The 15,859-nt window shown below is 58.3% G+C and carries 15 protein-coding genes; 3 read left to right on the forward strand and 12 right to left on the reverse strand.

All coding sequences use genetic code 11. From position 1 onward, the window contains the following. Positions 1-46 precede the first annotated feature (46 nt). From GOX88_RS16470 to GOX88_RS16480, 3 genes are all read left to right on the forward strand, one after another. The gene (locus GOX88_RS16470) at positions 47-352 is read left to right on the forward strand and encodes a chorismate mutase (RefSeq protein WP_170404129.1); all 306 of its coding nucleotides are present in this window, start codon (positions 47-49) and stop codon (positions 350-352) included. A gap of 53 nt (positions 353-405) precedes the next feature. Then, a complete protein-coding gene (gene folD, locus GOX88_RS16475; RefSeq protein ID WP_170404133.1) occupies positions 406-1,296 on the forward strand; it encodes a bifunctional methylenetetrahydrofolate dehydrogenase/methenyltetrahydrofolate cyclohydrolase FolD in 891 nt (296 codons plus the stop codon). A 205-nt stretch (positions 1,297-1,501) separates the two neighbouring features. Then, positions 1,502-2,248 carry a LytTR family DNA-binding domain-containing protein gene (locus tag GOX88_RS16480; RefSeq protein WP_170404136.1) on the forward strand — a complete coding sequence of 249 codons (747 nt, stop codon included), beginning with the start codon at positions 1,502-1,504 and terminating at the stop codon, positions 2,246-2,248. Between the two features lie 6 nt (positions 2,249-2,254). Here the strand turns inward: GOX88_RS16480 and pdeM are convergent, their stop codons facing one another. From pdeM to GOX88_RS16540, 12 genes are all read right to left on the reverse strand, one after another. Next, positions 2,255-2,917: a ligase-associated DNA damage response endonuclease PdeM gene (gene pdeM / locus GOX88_RS16485; RefSeq protein ID WP_170404139.1), complete on the reverse strand. Its 663-nt coding sequence runs from the start codon at positions 2,915-2,917 to the stop codon at positions 2,255-2,257. A 41-nt stretch (positions 2,918-2,958) separates the two neighbouring features. Then, the gene (locus GOX88_RS16490; RefSeq protein ID WP_170404142.1) at positions 2,959-5,370 is read right to left on the reverse strand and encodes a ligase-associated DNA damage response DEXH box helicase; all 2,412 of its coding nucleotides are present in this window, start codon (positions 5,368-5,370) and stop codon (positions 2,959-2,961) included. A gap of 40 nt (positions 5,371-5,410) precedes the next feature. Further along, positions 5,411-6,718: an ATPase gene (locus tag GOX88_RS16495; protein WP_170404145.1), complete on the reverse strand. Its 1,308-nt coding sequence runs from the start codon at positions 6,716-6,718 to the stop codon at positions 5,411-5,413. Positions 6,719-6,835: 117 nt separating this feature from the next. After that, positions 6,836-7,381: a prepilin peptidase gene (locus tag GOX88_RS16500; protein WP_170404148.1), complete on the reverse strand. Its 546-nt coding sequence runs from the start codon at positions 7,379-7,381 to the stop codon at positions 6,836-6,838. A 3-nt stretch (positions 7,382-7,384) separates the two neighbouring features. Then, the gene (locus GOX88_RS16505) at positions 7,385-8,236 is read right to left on the reverse strand and encodes a tetratricopeptide repeat protein (protein WP_170404151.1); all 852 of its coding nucleotides are present in this window, start codon (positions 8,234-8,236) and stop codon (positions 7,385-7,387) included. A 29-nt stretch (positions 8,237-8,265) separates the two neighbouring features. Then, on the reverse strand, positions 8,266-8,790 hold the full coding sequence (locus tag GOX88_RS16510; protein ID WP_170404154.1) for a tetratricopeptide repeat protein: 525 nt from the start codon (positions 8,788-8,790) through the stop codon (positions 8,266-8,268). 61 nt (positions 8,791-8,851) lie between these two features. After that, the gene (locus tag GOX88_RS16515) at positions 8,852-9,838 is read right to left on the reverse strand and encodes a type II secretion system F family protein (protein WP_170404157.1); all 987 of its coding nucleotides are present in this window, start codon (positions 9,836-9,838) and stop codon (positions 8,852-8,854) included. Positions 9,839-9,848: 10 nt separating this feature from the next. Continuing rightward, positions 9,849-10,817, reverse strand: coding sequence for a type II secretion system F family protein (locus GOX88_RS16520; protein WP_170404160.1), 969 nt, complete (start codon positions 10,815-10,817; stop codon positions 9,849-9,851). A gap of 11 nt (positions 10,818-10,828) precedes the next feature. Then, a complete protein-coding gene (locus GOX88_RS16525) occupies positions 10,829-12,262 on the reverse strand; it encodes a CpaF family protein (protein ID WP_170404163.1) in 1,434 nt (477 codons plus the stop codon). A 26-nt stretch (positions 12,263-12,288) separates the two neighbouring features. Then, entirely contained in the window at positions 12,289-13,521 is a 1,233-nt protein-coding gene (locus tag GOX88_RS16530) for an AAA family ATPase (RefSeq protein ID WP_170404166.1), read from the reverse strand. 200 nt (positions 13,522-13,721) lie between these two features. After that, complete coding sequence (locus GOX88_RS16535) at positions 13,722-14,348, reverse strand: OmpA family protein (protein ID WP_170404168.1); 627 nt, start codon at positions 14,346-14,348, stop codon at positions 13,722-13,724. 16 nt (positions 14,349-14,364) lie between these two features. After that, the gene (locus GOX88_RS16540) at positions 14,365-15,771 is read right to left on the reverse strand and encodes a type II and III secretion system protein family protein (protein WP_170404171.1); all 1,407 of its coding nucleotides are present in this window, start codon (positions 15,769-15,771) and stop codon (positions 14,365-14,367) included. Between the last annotated feature and the right edge of the window lie 88 nt (positions 15,772-15,859).

Genomic DNA, 15,859 nt, shown 5'->3' on the forward strand with positions numbered 1-15,859 from the left:
GGACATCTCGTGGTCCGGGGAATCCCCGGGCCATGAGGAGATCGCGATGCCCACTCTGACACCTCCGCAAGACTGCACAACGATGCAGGACCTGCGGGCTCAGATCGATAAGCTGGACCGCCAACTGATCCAAATGTTGGTGACGCGCGCAAGTTACATTGACCGCGCGTCCGAGCTGAAACCGGGCGAGGGCTTGCCCGCCCGCATCCCGGATCGCGTCGAAGAAGTGGTACAACGTGTGCGCGCAAGCTCTGCCGAGTTGGGAATGGATCCGGATTTGGCCGAGAGAATGTGGCGCATATTGATCGACTGGTCGATTGCACGTGAGGAACGTGTTCTCGGCCCGGACTGAATGACCGGGCGCTTCATGCGCCCGATCCGTTTTTTGAAAGAAGGGATCAAAGGATGGTAGCCCAGGTTATCGACGGCAAGGCCTTTGCGGCCAAGGTGCGTGCGCAAGTGGCCGATCAGGTCGCAAAGCTGAAAGAAGAAAACGGCATTACCCCTGGCCTGGCCGTGGTTCTGGTCGGCGAAGACCCGGCCAGCCAGGTCTATGTGCGCTCCAAGGGCAAGATGACCGTCGAAGTCGGCATGAACTCGTATGAGCACAAGCTGGATGTCGACACCTCTGAGGAAGACCTGCTGGCGCTGGTCGATAAGCTGAACAACGACCCGGCGGTTCACGGTATTCTGGTACAGCTTCCGCTCCCCAAGCACCTGAACGAGGATCTGGTGATCAACTCGATCGACCCGGCCAAGGACGTGGACGGCTTCCACATCTCGAACGTGGGCCTGCTGGGCACCGGTCAGAAATCGATGGTTCCCTGCACCCCGCTGGGCTGCCTGATGATGCTTCGCGACCATCACGGCTCGCTGTCGGGCATGGACGCGGTTGTTATCGGTCGCTCGAACATCGTGGGCAAGCCGATGGCGCAACTGCTGCTGGGTGACAGCTGCACCGTGACTATCGCGCATTCGCGCACCAAAGACCTGCCGGACGTTGTGCGCCGCGCTGACATCGTTGTCGCCGCTGTTGGCCGCCCCGAGATGGTTCCGGGCGACTGGATCAAGGAAGGCGCCACCGTGATCGACGTGGGCATCAACCGTATCGAGCGTGACGGCAAGAACAAACTGGTCGGTGACGTCGACTACGCCAGCGCGGCCGAGCGTGCAGGCGCAATCACCCCGGTTCCGGGTGGCGTTGGTCCGATGACCATTGCCTGCCTGCTGGCCAACACCCTGACCGCCTGCTGCCGCGTAAACGGCCTGCCAGAGCCCGAGGGCCTGACTGCCTGATCCTCAGAGCATGGTAAGCTTTATTGGGCCGAGAGATGGATACATCCCTCGGCTCAATTGTTTCAATATCCTCGCGTAAAGTTTTAAATCTCGGGGTTTGAATGTGTCGGGTTCAATGATAAACAAGTGAATCCAGCCGGTTACGTTGTGTGTTTGCGAGTCTCCGGGGTTTGTGCTGGGCCCCTAGGCTTATTGTTGAGTAGGTATGAACAAAATACTGAGCCCAATTCTGGCCGGGGCCACGTTGCGCAAAGTGATCGCCGTCCTTGTTTTTCCACCTTTGTTGGCCTCTGCTTTTCAACCGTTCTCAGCCATTGACCTGACCTATTCTCAACGCCTGGTGTTTTGGGTCGGGGTCGTGGTGCTGGCTTTGTGTGTGACACGGCTCGCCAGACAAGTGACACGGACCTGTTTTTCAGGTGTCCATTTTTCCTGGCGCGATACCGCGTTGGTTCTGGTCAACCTGGCGCTATTCGTTCCGGCCCTGTGGGTGTTGTCTTACTTGTTGATCACCTTCAATGGGCAACAGGCCCCCGGTTTCCTGTCGGTAGCTCCGTACGGGGCGCTGTTCGTCACTGGGCTGGTGCTGGTACAGGGGCACAGACAGGCAGACTTTCCGACGGAAGAGGCTGAGCCCGTGCGGCCGCGGCTGGCAAAGCGACTGCCGGAAACGTTCCAAGGTCAGATTTATCGTCTGACTGTCCGGGATCACGCTGTTGATGTTGTGACATCCGAGGGAACCTTCACCATCCGGTCCCGCTTTAGCGATGCGATCGCCGAGATGGAGCCAGTGCCGGGCCATTGTACGCACCGTTCGCATTGGGTGGTGGATGAGGCCATCGCCGGGGTCGAACGGCAGAGTGGCAAGACCTTTTTGCGGCTGAAGAACGGTGACTTGGTTTCGGTCAGCCGAAAATACAAACCGATGTTGGAACAGGATGGCCTCATCTGAGCCAGCTCACCTTGGCATCGGAATGATTTGCGGCTGGTGGCCGGTCAGGATGGCCATGGCCCGGTCGCCCATCAATGCGTTCAACGCGTGATCCGAACTGCGCAGCCCGCCGGTATAGGTGCCATAGGCGGGCAGGATCAGCCGCGTCTGGTCTACCAGAAAGGCCGGGCGGGTGATCGCGCGCCCGCGTGCCCGCAATCGGGCTTTCGGGTGATAGTGGCCGGACACTTCAGCCCTGGCCTCTGCCTGGGTGATATGTCGGAAGGTCAGTGGGCCGATATTGCATTCAGACAAGTGTGTCCCGCCCAGATCAATCGGGCCGGGGTCGTGGTTGCCTTCGATCCAGATCCACCTCCGCCCGGCTTGTAGGGCAGTGATATCCCGTTTCTCAGCCATTCCCATGGCCATCGAGGCATCCAGATCGTCAAAGCTGTCGCCCAAACAGACCACGGTGCCTGGGTTGGTTCGGGTAATGTCAGCAGTCAGACGGGTCAACGTGTCTTGACTGTCATAAGGCGGCAAGGCGGGGCCTCCACGCCGGGCGATGCGCTCGGATTTTCCAAAGTGCAGGTCAGAGACACAGAGCAGCTTCTGCTCGGGCCACCAGAGCGCCCCGGACCCCAGAGCGCTGAGGGCCTGCCCCGCAAAAGAAAACGTAATGCTGTTCATGATCCGTTCTTTGCGCGTTTCGATCCGGGGCGCAAGCGGTATCAGCCGGGTTCCAGCCCTGCAGCCTGCAATAGACGGGCGCTCTCTTCGGCCAAAAGGCGTTCTTCGGCGGCGCCTTTTACCGGAACCTTACCGACCTCCAGAAACAGCGGCGCTGCAAGCGGTGAGACGCGGTCCAGCCGCAGCAGATCAATCCGGTCACCGATGCGGTCTATCATCGCCTCGATCCGCCCAAAATCCACCAGCCCGCGCATGGCCTCTTCGCGGGTGATCTGCATCAGCAGATGATTGGGATCGTATTTCAGCAACGTGTCGTAAAGGATGTCCGAGGAAAACGTCGCCTGACGCCCGCTTTTTCGTTGTCCGCCGGTATTGCGCTCGATCAGACCGGCAATCGTGGCCGAAGCCCGAAAGGTCCGTTTCATCACTGCGTTGGAGGCCAGCCAGGTCTCAAGCCCGTCGCGCAGAGCATCCAGCTGAAACAGGGGGCGCGGATCGGTCACTGCGTCCAGCCCCCAGATCAGGGTGGCATAGTCAGTGGCTACAAAACCCAGCGGGGCAAGCCCGGTTTCCTCCATGCGTTTGGTCAGCAGCAGGCCCAGCGTCTGTTGCGCGTTGCGCCCGGCAAAGCCATAGACGCACAGGTTTTCGCGACCGTCATTGGGAAAGCTTTCGATCAACAGACGGTCGCGTTGGGGCAGGCGGGAGATATCCCGTTGCAGGGCCAGCCAGTCGGCCGTGTGCCCGGGCAGCTGCGGCCAGTCGGGTTGCGCGAACATGCGCAGGATGCGGTCGCTCAACTGTGTTGAAGTTGCGAATTTCGTGCCCGAGAAGACTGCGACCTTTGGTTTTCGGTCTGCGCGGCGGCTGACCTCGACCACCATTTCGCGCAGCCCTTCATAGCGAACGATCTGCCCCCCGATCAGAAACGTGTCACCTTGGATTAGCGAGGCGGCGAACGCTTCTTCCACCTCGCCCAAGGGTTTGCCCCCGCGATTGCGCTTCAACCGCACTTTCAGCGTGTCGGTGTCCTGAATGGTGCCGAGGTTCATGCGGATACGCTGCGCTGCGCGGGGGTCGCGCAATTGCCAGCGGCCATCGGCGCGCTGTTGCAGCCGTTGCCAGCGGTCATAGGCCCGTAGGGCGTAGCCCCCGGTGGCGCAGAAATCCAGACAGGCGTCAAACTCGGCGCGGGTGAGGTCCGCATAAGGACCAGCGGCGGTCATTTCAGTGAACAGGGTTTCTGCATCGAACGGCCCGGCTGCCGCTGCGATCAGGATATGCTGACACAACACGTCGCGCGGGCCCGTGCCGCGCGGCTCTCCGTCCAACTCATGCGCCTTGGCAGCCTCGAGCGCGGCGACGCATTCCACCACCTCAAACCGGTTTGCAGGCACCAGCAGAGCCTTGGAAGGCGCGTTGTATCGGTGGTTCGCCCGCCCGATCCGCTGCACCAGTCGTTTGACGTTCTTGGGGGCACCGATCTGGATCACGAGGTCTACATCCCCCCAGTCGATGCCCAGATCCAGAGAACCGGTGCAGACGATGGCGCGCAGGTCGCCGCGGACCATGGCGGCCTCGACCCTTTCACGCTGTTGCCGGTCCAGACTGCCGTGGTGGATGCCAATGGGCAGGCCGTCTTCGTTGGCAAGCCACAGGTTATGAAAAAAGATCTCGGCCTGAGCTCGGGTGTTGTGAAAGATCAGTGTGGTTTTGTGTTGCTTGATCTGTTCCAGCACGGCCGGGATCGAATAGGCCGCGCCCCCGCCCGACCAGGGGGGCATTTCCTGTGTCTCCAGCATCCGAATATCAGGATCGGGGCCGGGATCAGCCTGCACGATCCGGCAGGGATCGGGGTGCCGGGCCAGAAAGCGTGCGATGGTATCGGGGTCTTCGACCGTAGCTGACAGCCCGACCCGGCGCAGATCGGGACAGAGGGACTGCAGCCGTGCCAAAGCCAGCATCAGCTGATCGCCGCGTTTGCTTTCGGCCAAGGCGTGGATTTCGTCGACGATCACCCTTTGCACGCCCGCAAACATCCGGGGCGCGTCCTCATACGAGGTCAGCAGAGCAAGACTTTCCGGTGTGGTCAGCAGGATATGCGGCGGGTCAGCCCGCTGGCGTTTCTTCTGTGTGGCCGAGGTATCTCCGGTGCGGTCCTCGATCCGGATCGGCAAGCCGATCTCATCCGCGGGGCCGCGCAGGTTGCGGCGGATATCAGCGGCCAGCGCCTTTAGAGGGGACACATAGATCGTATGCAGCCCCGCGTGATCCCGATCGGACAACTCGGCCAGAGTTGGCAGGAACCCCGCCATAGTCTTTCCGCCGCCGGTGGGGGCGATCAGCAATGTCGCCGGATCCGAGGCCCGGTTGAACATGTCCTGTTGATGGGGGTGGATCGACCAGCCTTTGGCGGCAAACCAATCGGTGATCCGGGCGGGAATCTGCGTCATGGTCGCATGATTACCTGCCCGCGATCAGAATTGCAGGGGGTCAGTGAACGATCTTTTCTTCCCTGACGAACATGTTGGCCCAGGCGCGGTCGATCAGATCGGGGCTCATCTGATAGGGGATGCCCTCGAACTCGCAGATCGATATCATCTGGTCGATCAGGAAGATCGGTTGATAGTTTGCGTAGATATTGTTGATGGTCGGGTATTTGACCTTCAGCAGATGCACCAGCGCAGCCTCATCCAGCGGCATACCGCGTTTGCGGGCCACCATGGCGAAGATTTTCAGGAAGTTTTCCTGGTTCGGACCGTCGATCTTGATCTTGAAGAAGATCCGGCGCAGGGCCGCTTGGTCGAAGATCTCGTTGGGGTGGAAGTTGGTCGAGAAGATGACAAGCGTGTCGAAGGGCACCTCGAACTTTTCACCCGATTGCAGGCCGAGGATATCCTTGTTTTCTTCAAGCGGAACAATCCAACGGTTGATCAGGGCCTGCGGCGGTTCTTGCTGACGGCCAAGGTCGTCCACGATGAAGATGCCACCGGTCGATTTCAGCTGCAGCGGCGCCTGATAGGTCCGGGCGGTGGGGTTGTAGACCAGGTCCAGCATGCTCAGCGACAGTTCACCGCCGGTCACAACGGTCGGGCGTTCACATTGCACATAGCGCGAGTCGAACCGTTTGCGGCGACGCAGGCTGTTGGGGTCGTCGGCCTCTTGTTCGATTGCGGTGTGTACGATCGGGTCGTAGACGGTGATCACCTGACCGGAATACTCGATGGCGCGTGGCACATAGACATTGTCCCCCAGCGCATCCTTGATGCCGTTCGAGATCGAGGATTTACCATTGCCCGGCGGTCCGTACATCAGGATTGACCGACCGGCGCTGACGGCGGGCCCCAGGTGGTCCAGCAGGCTGTCGGGCAGAACCAGATGGCCCATCGCACCAACCAACTGGTCGCGGGTCACTTGAATGTTGCGGATCGACTGGCGCTTGACCTGTTCGCGATAAACATCCAGCGGCACGGGCATGGCGCCGAAGTATTCCGACTGGCTCAGCGCGTCCAGCGCACGGGCTTTGCCGGCATCGGTCAGCTGATAGCCCATCTCGTTACCGCTGTTGGCGTTCAGCGTGCCGGTGGCCTCGATCAGCTTTTGCTCGCGGGCCATGTCGATCAGTTCCTGCGTGACGGAACCTGGCAGACAAACTGCAGCGGCGATCTCGGAAACGGTGTCCACATTCTTGCGGAAGACCGTTTTCAACAGGATGTCGCGCATCATGACGATGGGCAGTTTCATTTCGCCCAAACCCTTGGGGGCAGGGGGGGCCATTACCGAGGTCGTCTGCATATTCATGAGCGTTGCCCGTCTATCCAGTTTTCGCGCCAAAGGCCCTGAAAAGGGCCGCTAGCGGAAAATCTGGCCCGGCTTTGTGTCAGCACCAAGGCACGGACAAGGCGGCTTAATGATAGTTTACGAGCCGTAAACAGTGCCGAGAATCAGGTAGAGGGCGAGGCTGCCGCCCAGAGAAAGACCCATCGGTATGTGTCTTGCCCTGGTCCAGCTTTTCCAATCCGGTGCAAAACTCCGCAGCCCTGTGATGCTTGCCAGCCGGTGAGTTACCAAAGCCGCCACATTCATCGTCGCCAGAATTAAAACCACCAGAAAATAGTCGCCGGGCCAGATAAAGGGTGAGGCTGCGGCCAGAAACTTGGCGTCCCCAGCCCCCATTTGGCGCATCAGGTTGAACAGGATACCAATGGCCAGGGCCGGTACGACATGCAGCAAATGCCAGATATAAGGGGGCAGCGAGATCGACCAGGGGCCTACGGTCGCACTTGACCACGTGGTCGACCAAGGTGGCAGAACGAACAGACCAACGACAACGAACACCGCAAACAGTGCGTAGACTGCCTGATTCTTGATCTTCATGGCGCGCAAGTCCGTGAACGTCACGTACAGGCAGATCGGCAGAACGAAGGGCAGAAATAACAGCGCCGCATTCGCGGGAATGTTCATCTATCAGGCATCCTCAAGCGCACGCAGCGAGCGGACGGCCTCGTCATAATGCTGAGGATGCGTGGCGATGGCTTCGCGGAAAAGGTTCTTGGCGGTGGCCACATCCCCTTGTTTGGTTGCGGAAATCCCCATCGTGTTCAACAGCATGGCGCGCTCAACCTGAGTCATCGGGACAACCGGCAAACTGTAGTTGCCCTGTGCGGCCCGGGCCAAAACCAGATTGTTCTTGGCGGTGAACAGGCTCTTGTCCTGCTGGATCGCCTCGGTGAACAGGCGTTCGGCTTCGGCATACTGACCGCGTGTCAGCTTGGAGTAGCCCCAGTTGTTCATTACCCCGCCGGGGCGTGTGGTCAGGCCAACTGCGGTTTCATAGAAATGATCGGCGCGTTTCCAATCCTGCTTGGAGTCCGCCACCACCGCCTCGAGGCGATAGCGTTTGAAGGTTTCATATGTGGGCGGCACGGAATCCAGAACGGTTTTGGCCTGGCTCCAGTTACCGGCACGCACAAGGGCGTCGGCATATTCGACCTTGTCGACATTTGCGGCGCCCTTCATGGTCGTCACTTTTTTCCACGCGGCGGCGGCCTCGGTCGTGCGCTTTGCACGGGAAAGAGAAATCGCCAATCCGCGCTGCAGGTCGATCCTGTCGGGGTTTTTGGCTGCTGCGCCCCGGAAGTAGGTGACTGCCTCATTCGGGTCCGCGGCGGTCAGAAGCACATCGCTCAGGTTGGTCTCGTCGATGACGTTGACCTCCTGATAGGTGCGCTCGACTTTTTCTTCCTCGGTTTCCCTTTCGCAGGCAGACAAGATCAACCCGCACATGACCATTGGCGCAATCAAGAATTGTTGGCGCATTTTTGCGTCCCTTACTGCTCTTGCCTGTTTTATGGGAGCTTGCGCAGCGTGTATTGCCCGTCGCCTTGCCGCTCCAGCGTATATTCTTGTTCTTCGGTCGTATTATTAACAGGATTTTCCATTTTTGCGAGTGCTAAGCGTAGATTGTCGCGGATTGCGTCACTTTCGCCATTGTCCAACGCGTAGGCGCGTTTAAAGACCTGCGCGGCCTCTGGGTACTCGCCTGTTTCGATCAGCAGAACACCGAGATTGTTCCACGCAACGGACCATTCGGGGTCATTTTTTACAGCGCGCCGCAAGAGGGTTTCGGCTTGCCCCAAGCGCTTGAGCCCCAGGTTTGCCGTGCCCATCGAGGTCAATATCTCAGCCGTCATTCCCTGATCCAGTGCGGCGCGGGTGAAGGAATCCAACGCCAACTCGTATTCTCCGGCGGCCATCAACCGATTTCCAACTATGATTTCGTCTGCGCCTTTGCCTTTCGGGTCAATCCCGGGGGCATCCAAATCATCCGTTGTACCCATATCAGTACAAGAGGCCACCATGGCGATCACCATGGCGGCCCTTAGTGTGTGGCGTATCCCAGAGCGGATACGCCTGAAGCTGAACGTCGCGGGCTTATCCGCCGGCACTGTTTCCAAAATCTGCGATCCCTTTTGCCGAAGGTCCGACCAGAATGACCAGCAAAGGCGGCACCGTCAGCATCATTGTGGCAAGTGTCATCTTGGTTGGCAACTTGTTCGCGGCCTCTTCGGCCCGCATCACGCGTTTGTCACGCATCTCGCTGGCATAAACCCGCAGAGCTTCGGCAATGGATGTACCGAAAGTTGCCGATTGGATCATGACGGTCACGAACGAGCTGACATCCTGAACACCGCAACGGGTTCCGAAATCGCGCAATACCGTGTCCTTGTCCTTACCGGCTTTCATTTCATGAGCGACAACTTCGAATTCCTGCGCGATATCCGGGTACGAGGTGGCCATCTCGCGGGCGACGCGCACGATGGCCTGGTCCAGTGATTGACCGGCTTCGACGCAGACCAGCATAAGGTCAAGCGTGTCGGGGAACCCGGCGGTGATCGCTTCTTTCCGCTCTTCGACGCGCCGGGTGATCCAGTAGCGCGGCAGGAAATATCCTGCGGCCGACGGAATCAGAACACGAATTGCCATTTGGCTTCCGGTGAATTCCTGCCCACCTGACAGCACCGTCACCAACATCACACCGACCAGGATGCCGACAATACCCAAAGCAAACTGCGCAAAATGGAAAAACCGCACCGCATCTTTCGAGTGATACCCGGCCTGACGCAACTTGAGCTGCATCGCCGACAGTTCGTCTTCGTTCTGCGGTTCAAGGAAGGTGGCGAATTTCTGCAGCTGCTCGTTGCGGCTGGTATTGCGGAGCCTGTCCTTCTTGGACTTTTTTTCCGCCTTGGGGGCAGCGGTCGATTTCTGCAGTTTTTTCAGCGGGTCCTCTTGCTGGTTCAGCATCAGAGAAACAGCGATCACGATCATGACAAGCCCTAGAGCGCCGATAATGATCAGCGGTCCGAACTCGCCAAGATATTGTTTGATCAGGTCATTGATTGGGGTCAGGAATTCCATTGCTATGCCCTCAGACCTTAATGTTGGTAAGAACGCGCATCACAATCAGGTTCAGTGTCAGCATGAAGCCAACAAAGAAACAGAGAGGGATGAACAGGGGGTGGTCGATCACGTCGTCATAGTAATTGGGGTCGGTCACAAGAATGAACAACAGGCAAAAGACCGGGAAACCGGACAGGAATTTGCCAGACCATTGTGCCTCGGCGGTGATTGCCTTGACGCGCCTGAACAGGCGGAAACGGGCGCGGATCACCTTGGCCAGACCGGCCAGGATTTCGGCCAGGTTACCACCCGACTGTTGCTGAATCCCGACGGCCACCGACAAAAAGCGGAGATCCTGCATACCCAGACGCTCTGCCATGTCCTTCAAGGCCTCACCCACGTCGCGGCCATAGGCACATTCATCAGCGATGATGCCAAACTCGGTGCCCAGCGGATCCTGTACTTCGTTTGCAACGATCTGGACGGATGACACGAACGGGTTACCCACACGCAGCGAACGGACCATCAGTTCAACCGCATCCGGCAGTTGCTCTTCCATCAGGGCCATGCGTTTTTTGGCTTTGCGGTTTACCCAGGCGTAAACGCCGCCAACACCGATAAAGACCGACAGAGCAACACGAAGAGCCATATCCGTCGCGGTGCCAATGCTGAGGCCCACGAAAGCAAAGCCGGATAACAGCACCATGACCATGATCAGTTGTCGCGGGGTGAAGGCGATCGCGGCCTTTTGCGCCTTGTCGGCCAGCAGCGAATAGAGCGGGATGCTCTGCGTCTTCATATGCTGCTGCATTTCCTTGCGCAGCTGTTCCAGAACCTGTTCCCGCCCGACACCTTTGTCGAGCATGTCGAGACGGCGGTTGACCTTGCTGTTCAGGCTGATGGATTTCCCGAAGGCCACCAGGTAGATGCCCTCGACCAGAAAGAACACCGCGATGAAGATCACGACATATATGAGCGCCTCAACAGGCAGTTGCATATCCAGATCTCCTACATAGTCGTCGGTTCATAGATCGAAGTGGGCAGATCAAAGCCCCACAGGCGGAAGCGCTCGGAATAGTGGCTGCGCACGCCGGTTGCCGTGAAATGACCAATGATCTTGTTGTCCGGCGTCAGGCCAACCCGTTGAAACTTAAAGATTTCCTGCATCGAGATTACGTCACCTTCCATACCGGTGATCTCAGTGATCGAGATCATCCGGCGCGAACCGTCCTGCAGACGACTTGCCTGTACGATCAGGTTCACAGCTGATGAGATCTGGCTGCGGACGGCCTTGATCGGCATCTCGATCCCGGCCATTGCGATCATGTTTTCCAGACGCGAGATACCATCGCGCGCCGAGTTGGCGTGGATCGTGGTCATCGAGCCGTCGTGACCGGTGTTCATGGCCTGCAGCATGTCGATCACCTCGGCGCCACGCGTCTCACCCACGATGATGCGGTCAGGACGCATACGCAGGGCGTTTTTAAGACAGTCGCGGGGGCTGACTTCGCCCTTGCCTTCGACGTTGGGCGGGCGGCTTTCCATCCGGCCCACATGGGTCTGCTGCAGCTGAAGTTCCGCCGTATCCTCGATAGTCAGGATGCGCTCGGCATCGTCGATGAAACTGGACAGGGCGTTCAGAGTCGTCGTTTTACCGGAACCCGTACCACCTGAAACGATGATGTTCAGTCGGGTCGACACAGCTGCTTGAAGATAGGCGGCCATCTCTTCGGTAAAGGCGCCGAAGTTGACCAGATCATCAATGCCCAGCTTGTCTTTCTTGAATTTACGAATCGACACCAGCGACCCATCCACCGCGATCGGCGGAACCATCGCGTTGAAACGCGAACCATCGGCCAGACGGGCGTCAACATAGGGGTTTGATTCATCAACGCGACGACCCACAGCGGACACGATCTTGTCGATGATCCGCATCAGGTGCTTTTCATCCTTGAAGGTGATGTCGCTGATTTCCAGCTTGCCGTTGCGTTCCACGAAGATCTGCTGCGGACCGTTGACCAGAATATCGTTGACTGTGTCGTCCTGCAGCAGGGTTTCAAGCGGGCCCAGACCCGTTACCTCGTCATACAGCTCTTTGTTCAGCTGCGTACGATCCTCGCGGTTCAGGACAATATTGCGCGTTTCCAGAACTTCGCTGGCAATTGCGCTGATTTCTGCCCGCAGATCCGCTTCACCTGCGTTCTCAAGCGCGGCGAGGTTCAGGTTTTCCAGCAGTTCACGGTGCAGTTCGATCTTGATCTCGCCAAGACGCTCTTTGCGTTTGCGATCGCGATCGGCCACGACTGGCTCGGCCGCTTTCTTCTGCACGGGGCGCCGGGCGACCGCATTGGCCGTGGGCGTTTTTTGAACTGTAGGTTCCGGTGTTGTGGCCGGGGTCTGAACCGGCTGCGCTTCGGGCTGTTTCTTGTATCTTGAAAACACGGCGGCTCGTTCCCTTTCAGACTGAGTTATGCAGCTTCAGCGTTGTTGCTGCCCAAGCTGTGAAGCGATTTCGCGAGTTTCGCGATTTCGCGGCGCAGCGGGTTCTTGGCCGCGGCATTGGCCAGTGGTTGTCCGTGGTCACCGCTTTGCATGACAGGCTTGCCACCATCAGGCAGTTGCAGATCGATAGAGATACCCAGGCTTTCGCCCATCCGCTTTACCCGGCTCTTGCCGTTCAGATCGGTAAATTTCGGTGCCCGGTTCAGGGCAAAACGCAGTTTCTCGAACGGCAGTTCCTCGGCCTGCAAGGCACGTTTCAGGCGCAGTGCGTTTTGGGCCGAGCGCATGTCCAGCTCGATCATCGCGAAATACACGTGTGCGGCCTGAAGAACGGTTTCCGACCAGTGAACAAGCGTCGATGGCATGTCCACGATCACGTAGTCAAAGTGGCGGCGGGCTGTGTCGATCACCCGCTGGATATCTTCCGGGGTGATCAGGTCCAGCGGCACCATGTCTGACGGCGCGGTGAGGACCTGAAGCTTTTCCTCGTAGGTTTGCAGCGCCTGCGCGAACACTTCCTCGTCCATCGAGTCTGTGTCGGACAGCATTTCAAAGACGGTTTCGCGGCGGGGCAGGTCCAGATAGGTGGATACTGTGCCGAACTGCAGATCCAGATCAAGCAGACAGACCGACGGTTCCTCTTTGTCGGATACGGTGGCCAGTTCCCACGCCAGATTAACAGCCATTGTGGTGGACCCTACGCCTCCTGCGAGGCCGTGCACGACGAACAGAGCACCTTCCTTTGACTCGCCCTGGGTCAGCGGCGAGGCGGTCTCGTGAACGACAACCGGGTCGGGCTGATTCATCCGGCTGATCGCTTCCTGCAGCTCGCCCTCGGGCAAGGGGTAGGGGACGAATTCATCCGCGCCCTTGCGCAGCAGCTGATGCAGGGACGCCGGTGTGACATCTTCGGCGATCAGAACAACCTTGATCTTCTTTTCTTTGGCGCGGGTGATGATTTCGCCCATCAGTGACAGGTTGTCTTCATCTTCGCCATCAATTGCCAAAGCGACAAATTCCAGAGAATCAGCATCGGGCTGACTGAAAAAGGCCAGAGCTTCGGCAAAGCCCAGGTCGCCCCAGCGTTCCCCTAGTGCTGCCTCCATGTCTTCGATCAAAAGATCGAAGTTCTGGACGTCACGGCTGATTGTACAGGCCAGAATGCCATTTTTATCGTCTTGTGGCGATGCGCTCGTCATTAACACAATCCTCGTCGTGGGAGCAGGCAAACACAGTGGGCTTGAATACCCGCCTGGTTCGCTCTTGCCCCAGTGCGGCCAAGATCGGCCGCAAGTCACCTAATTGTTGAAAATTTGGCTTGGAACTTAGGCAAGATTTGGGCGCAAAAGAACCAATTGTAGGGAAATGGGCGACGATGCCGCCCAGTTCCGGTTTATTGTTACTCGTTGGTCTCGCCCACAGCGGTGGTTTTGCTCAGTTGGCCTACGTAGCTCGCGCCTTCAATGTACTCGCGATAGATCACTTCCGCGTATTTCCCATCCAGGATGAGCGGATTGCGATCCACAAAGCCGGACACTTCGGTCACGGTGCGACGGTTGCGGCGATCCCTGTCCGGTGTGTCGATGAGAGGCCGCGATTTGCCAAAGGACACGACGGCCTCTAGGCGGGAACGCGAGATGCCCTGTCGCGTCAGGAACGCAACAGCTGCATCGGCACGCCGCTGACCCAGCGCTTTGTTGTACGCCGTCGAACCAACCGCATCGGTATGGCCGTACACGCGGAACCGAGCTTCGGGGAACTGTTTGATCCACGAGGCCTGGCGCAGCAGAACCCGCTGAGCCGTTGCATCCAATTGCGCACTGTCGAAGGCAAAGTTGATCTGCGTCGGAACCTCGGCCGCGAATCGCTGACCCAGAATCTGAGCGTAGGTCAGTTCGCCGTTCATGACCTGGATGTTGTTCAGGGTCGCATTCCCAAACGCGCCTTGGTCGACTTCGTACCCGGCCTCACGCGTACATGCGGTGACAGCGACCGAAAGACCCAGTGTGATGATCCACTTCTGCATTGGTCCTATCCTCCTATCAATCCAGAACGTAGCCGTAGGAGCTGCCAAAGTCCTGCTTGGCCACTTCCGAGGCTGCGCCGGCACCAGGGCGCGTTGTACGACCGGTTCTACCGTTCACGAACAGATCAAATTCGCTGGGTGGCTTGACCCGGTCAGTCGGCAAAGCCAGTGCTTCGCCACGAGTCGGCGACACCAGATGAGCGGTGATGATGATGACCAGTTCACTTTGCTGCCGTTGGTACTCCGCGCTGCGGAACAATGCACCCAGAACCGGAACGTCGCCGATCCACGGAAGCTGGCTGCTCAGGTCTGTAAAGTCATCCTGAATCAGGCCGGCAATCGCAAAGCTCTCACCGTCGCGCAGCTCGATCGTTGTGCTGGTTTGACGAGTGACAAAGCTGGGAACTGTGTCGCCCTGAATTGTGAAGTTCGAGTTGTTGTCGATGCTCGAAACCGAGGTGGCCAATTCAAGATTAATCAAGTCGCCGTCAACAACACGTGGGATAAAGTCGATTTCGACACCGAACGTCTTGTATTCAATAGCGATCACGCCAAATTCCTGAGGCACCGGAATGGGAACTTCACCACCGGCGAGGAAGGTTGCTTCCTGACCCGACAAAGCGGACAGATTGGGTTCTGCAAGGCTGCGGGCAAGGCCCTTGTTTTCCAGAGCCTCAAGCAACAGACGTACTTGCGTCGACCCGGCTCCAAACCCGAACAGGATGGCACCCGTGTTGGTCTGAAGGGGAGGGATGTTGTTGTTCAGGGCGTTGGCCAGAGCTGGTGATGTGTTCAAGCTGTTGATACCGCCAGTCACGTCGCCGCCGCCGAAACCAAGCGAAGCGGTCAGGCTTTTGGCCACCGAGCGGTTCATTTCGGCAAAGCGTACTTTCAGCATCACTTGCTGTACGCCGCCGACCGACATCAGATTCGAAACGCGATCAGGCGCGTACCGTTCGGCCAGTTCCAATGCGCGCTCCAGTTTCGCGCTGCTTGATACCACGCCCGAAAGCACGATGCCGTCATTGGCGGTTCGCACTTCGATCGGTTCAGCCGGCAGAATCTGCCGCAGCCGCTCTTTAAACTCGGACACATCCGGAGATACACGGACCCGAACATTCGCCAACAGGTTGCCCGCGCCGTCAAACAGGGTCAGCGTGGTCAAGCCCGGTGTCTTGCCCAACACATAAATCGTGCGATCCGAAAGCGACGAGATATCAGCGATGCCGGCATTGGCGATGCTGAGCTCAGTGAACGGTTCTTCGCTTTCCACGACAATAGCGCGGTTCATCGGAACGTTCAGCGTTTCCGCTGTGCCATTCTTCACCACGCGCAAAGTTTCAGCCCAGGCCGTTTGGTCGGCCGGACCAACTATTAGCGCCAACCCAAAAAGGGTCGCGCTGATCCAAGAACGTATTTTCATGTGACCTGCCTCTCCGATCACGCCTCGTTTTTTGGGTCTAATGCCCTATGCGAGTTAACACTGCGCGAATTGAGAATTTATTGCAATA

The organism is Ruegeria arenilitoris (assembly GCF_013030985.1).
GTDB lineage: Bacteria > Pseudomonadota > Alphaproteobacteria > Rhodobacterales > Rhodobacteraceae > Ruegeria > Ruegeria arenilitoris_B.

Excerpts from the sequence above, each read along its gene's own strand:
- GOX88_RS16470 (WP_170404129.1), top strand. The coding sequence starts at position 47 with ATGCCCACTCTGACACCTCCGCAAGACTGCACAACGATGCAGGACCTG.
- GOX88_RS16515 (WP_170404157.1), bottom strand. The coding sequence starts at position 9,838 with ATGGAATTCCTGACCCCAATCAATGACCTGATCAAACAATATCTTGGC.
- folD (WP_170404133.1), top strand. The coding sequence starts at position 406 with ATGGTAGCCCAGGTTATCGACGGCAAGGCCTTTGCGGCCAAGGTGCGT.
- GOX88_RS16530 (WP_170404166.1), bottom strand. The coding sequence starts at position 13,521 with ATGACGAGCGCATCGCCACAAGACGATAAAAATGGCATTCTGGCCTGT.
- pdeM (WP_170404139.1), bottom strand. The coding sequence starts at position 2,917 with ATGAACAGCATTACGTTTTCTTTTGCGGGGCAGGCCCTCAGCGCTCTG.
- GOX88_RS16535 (WP_170404168.1), bottom strand. The coding sequence starts at position 14,348 with ATGCAGAAGTGGATCATCACACTGGGTCTTTCGGTCGCTGTCACCGCA.
- GOX88_RS16505 (WP_170404151.1), bottom strand. The coding sequence starts at position 8,236 with ATGCGCCAACAATTCTTGATTGCGCCAATGGTCATGTGCGGGTTGATC.
- GOX88_RS16520 (WP_170404160.1), bottom strand. The coding sequence starts at position 10,817 with ATGCAACTGCCTGTTGAGGCGCTCATATATGTCGTGATCTTCATCGCG.
- GOX88_RS16495 (WP_170404145.1), bottom strand. The coding sequence starts at position 6,718 with ATGAATATGCAGACGACCTCGGTAATGGCCCCCCCTGCCCCCAAGGGT.
- GOX88_RS16540 (WP_170404171.1), bottom strand. The coding sequence starts at position 15,771 with ATGAAAATACGTTCTTGGATCAGCGCGACCCTTTTTGGGTTGGCGCTA.
- GOX88_RS16510 (WP_170404154.1), bottom strand. The coding sequence starts at position 8,790 with ATGGTGATCGCCATGGTGGCCTCTTGTACTGATATGGGTACAACGGAT.
- GOX88_RS16490 (WP_170404142.1), bottom strand. The coding sequence starts at position 5,370 with ATGACGCAGATTCCCGCCCGGATCACCGATTGGTTTGCCGCCAAAGGC.
- GOX88_RS16480 (WP_170404136.1), top strand. The coding sequence starts at position 1,502 with ATGAACAAAATACTGAGCCCAATTCTGGCCGGGGCCACGTTGCGCAAA.
- GOX88_RS16500 (WP_170404148.1), bottom strand. The coding sequence starts at position 7,381 with ATGAACATTCCCGCGAATGCGGCGCTGTTATTTCTGCCCTTCGTTCTG.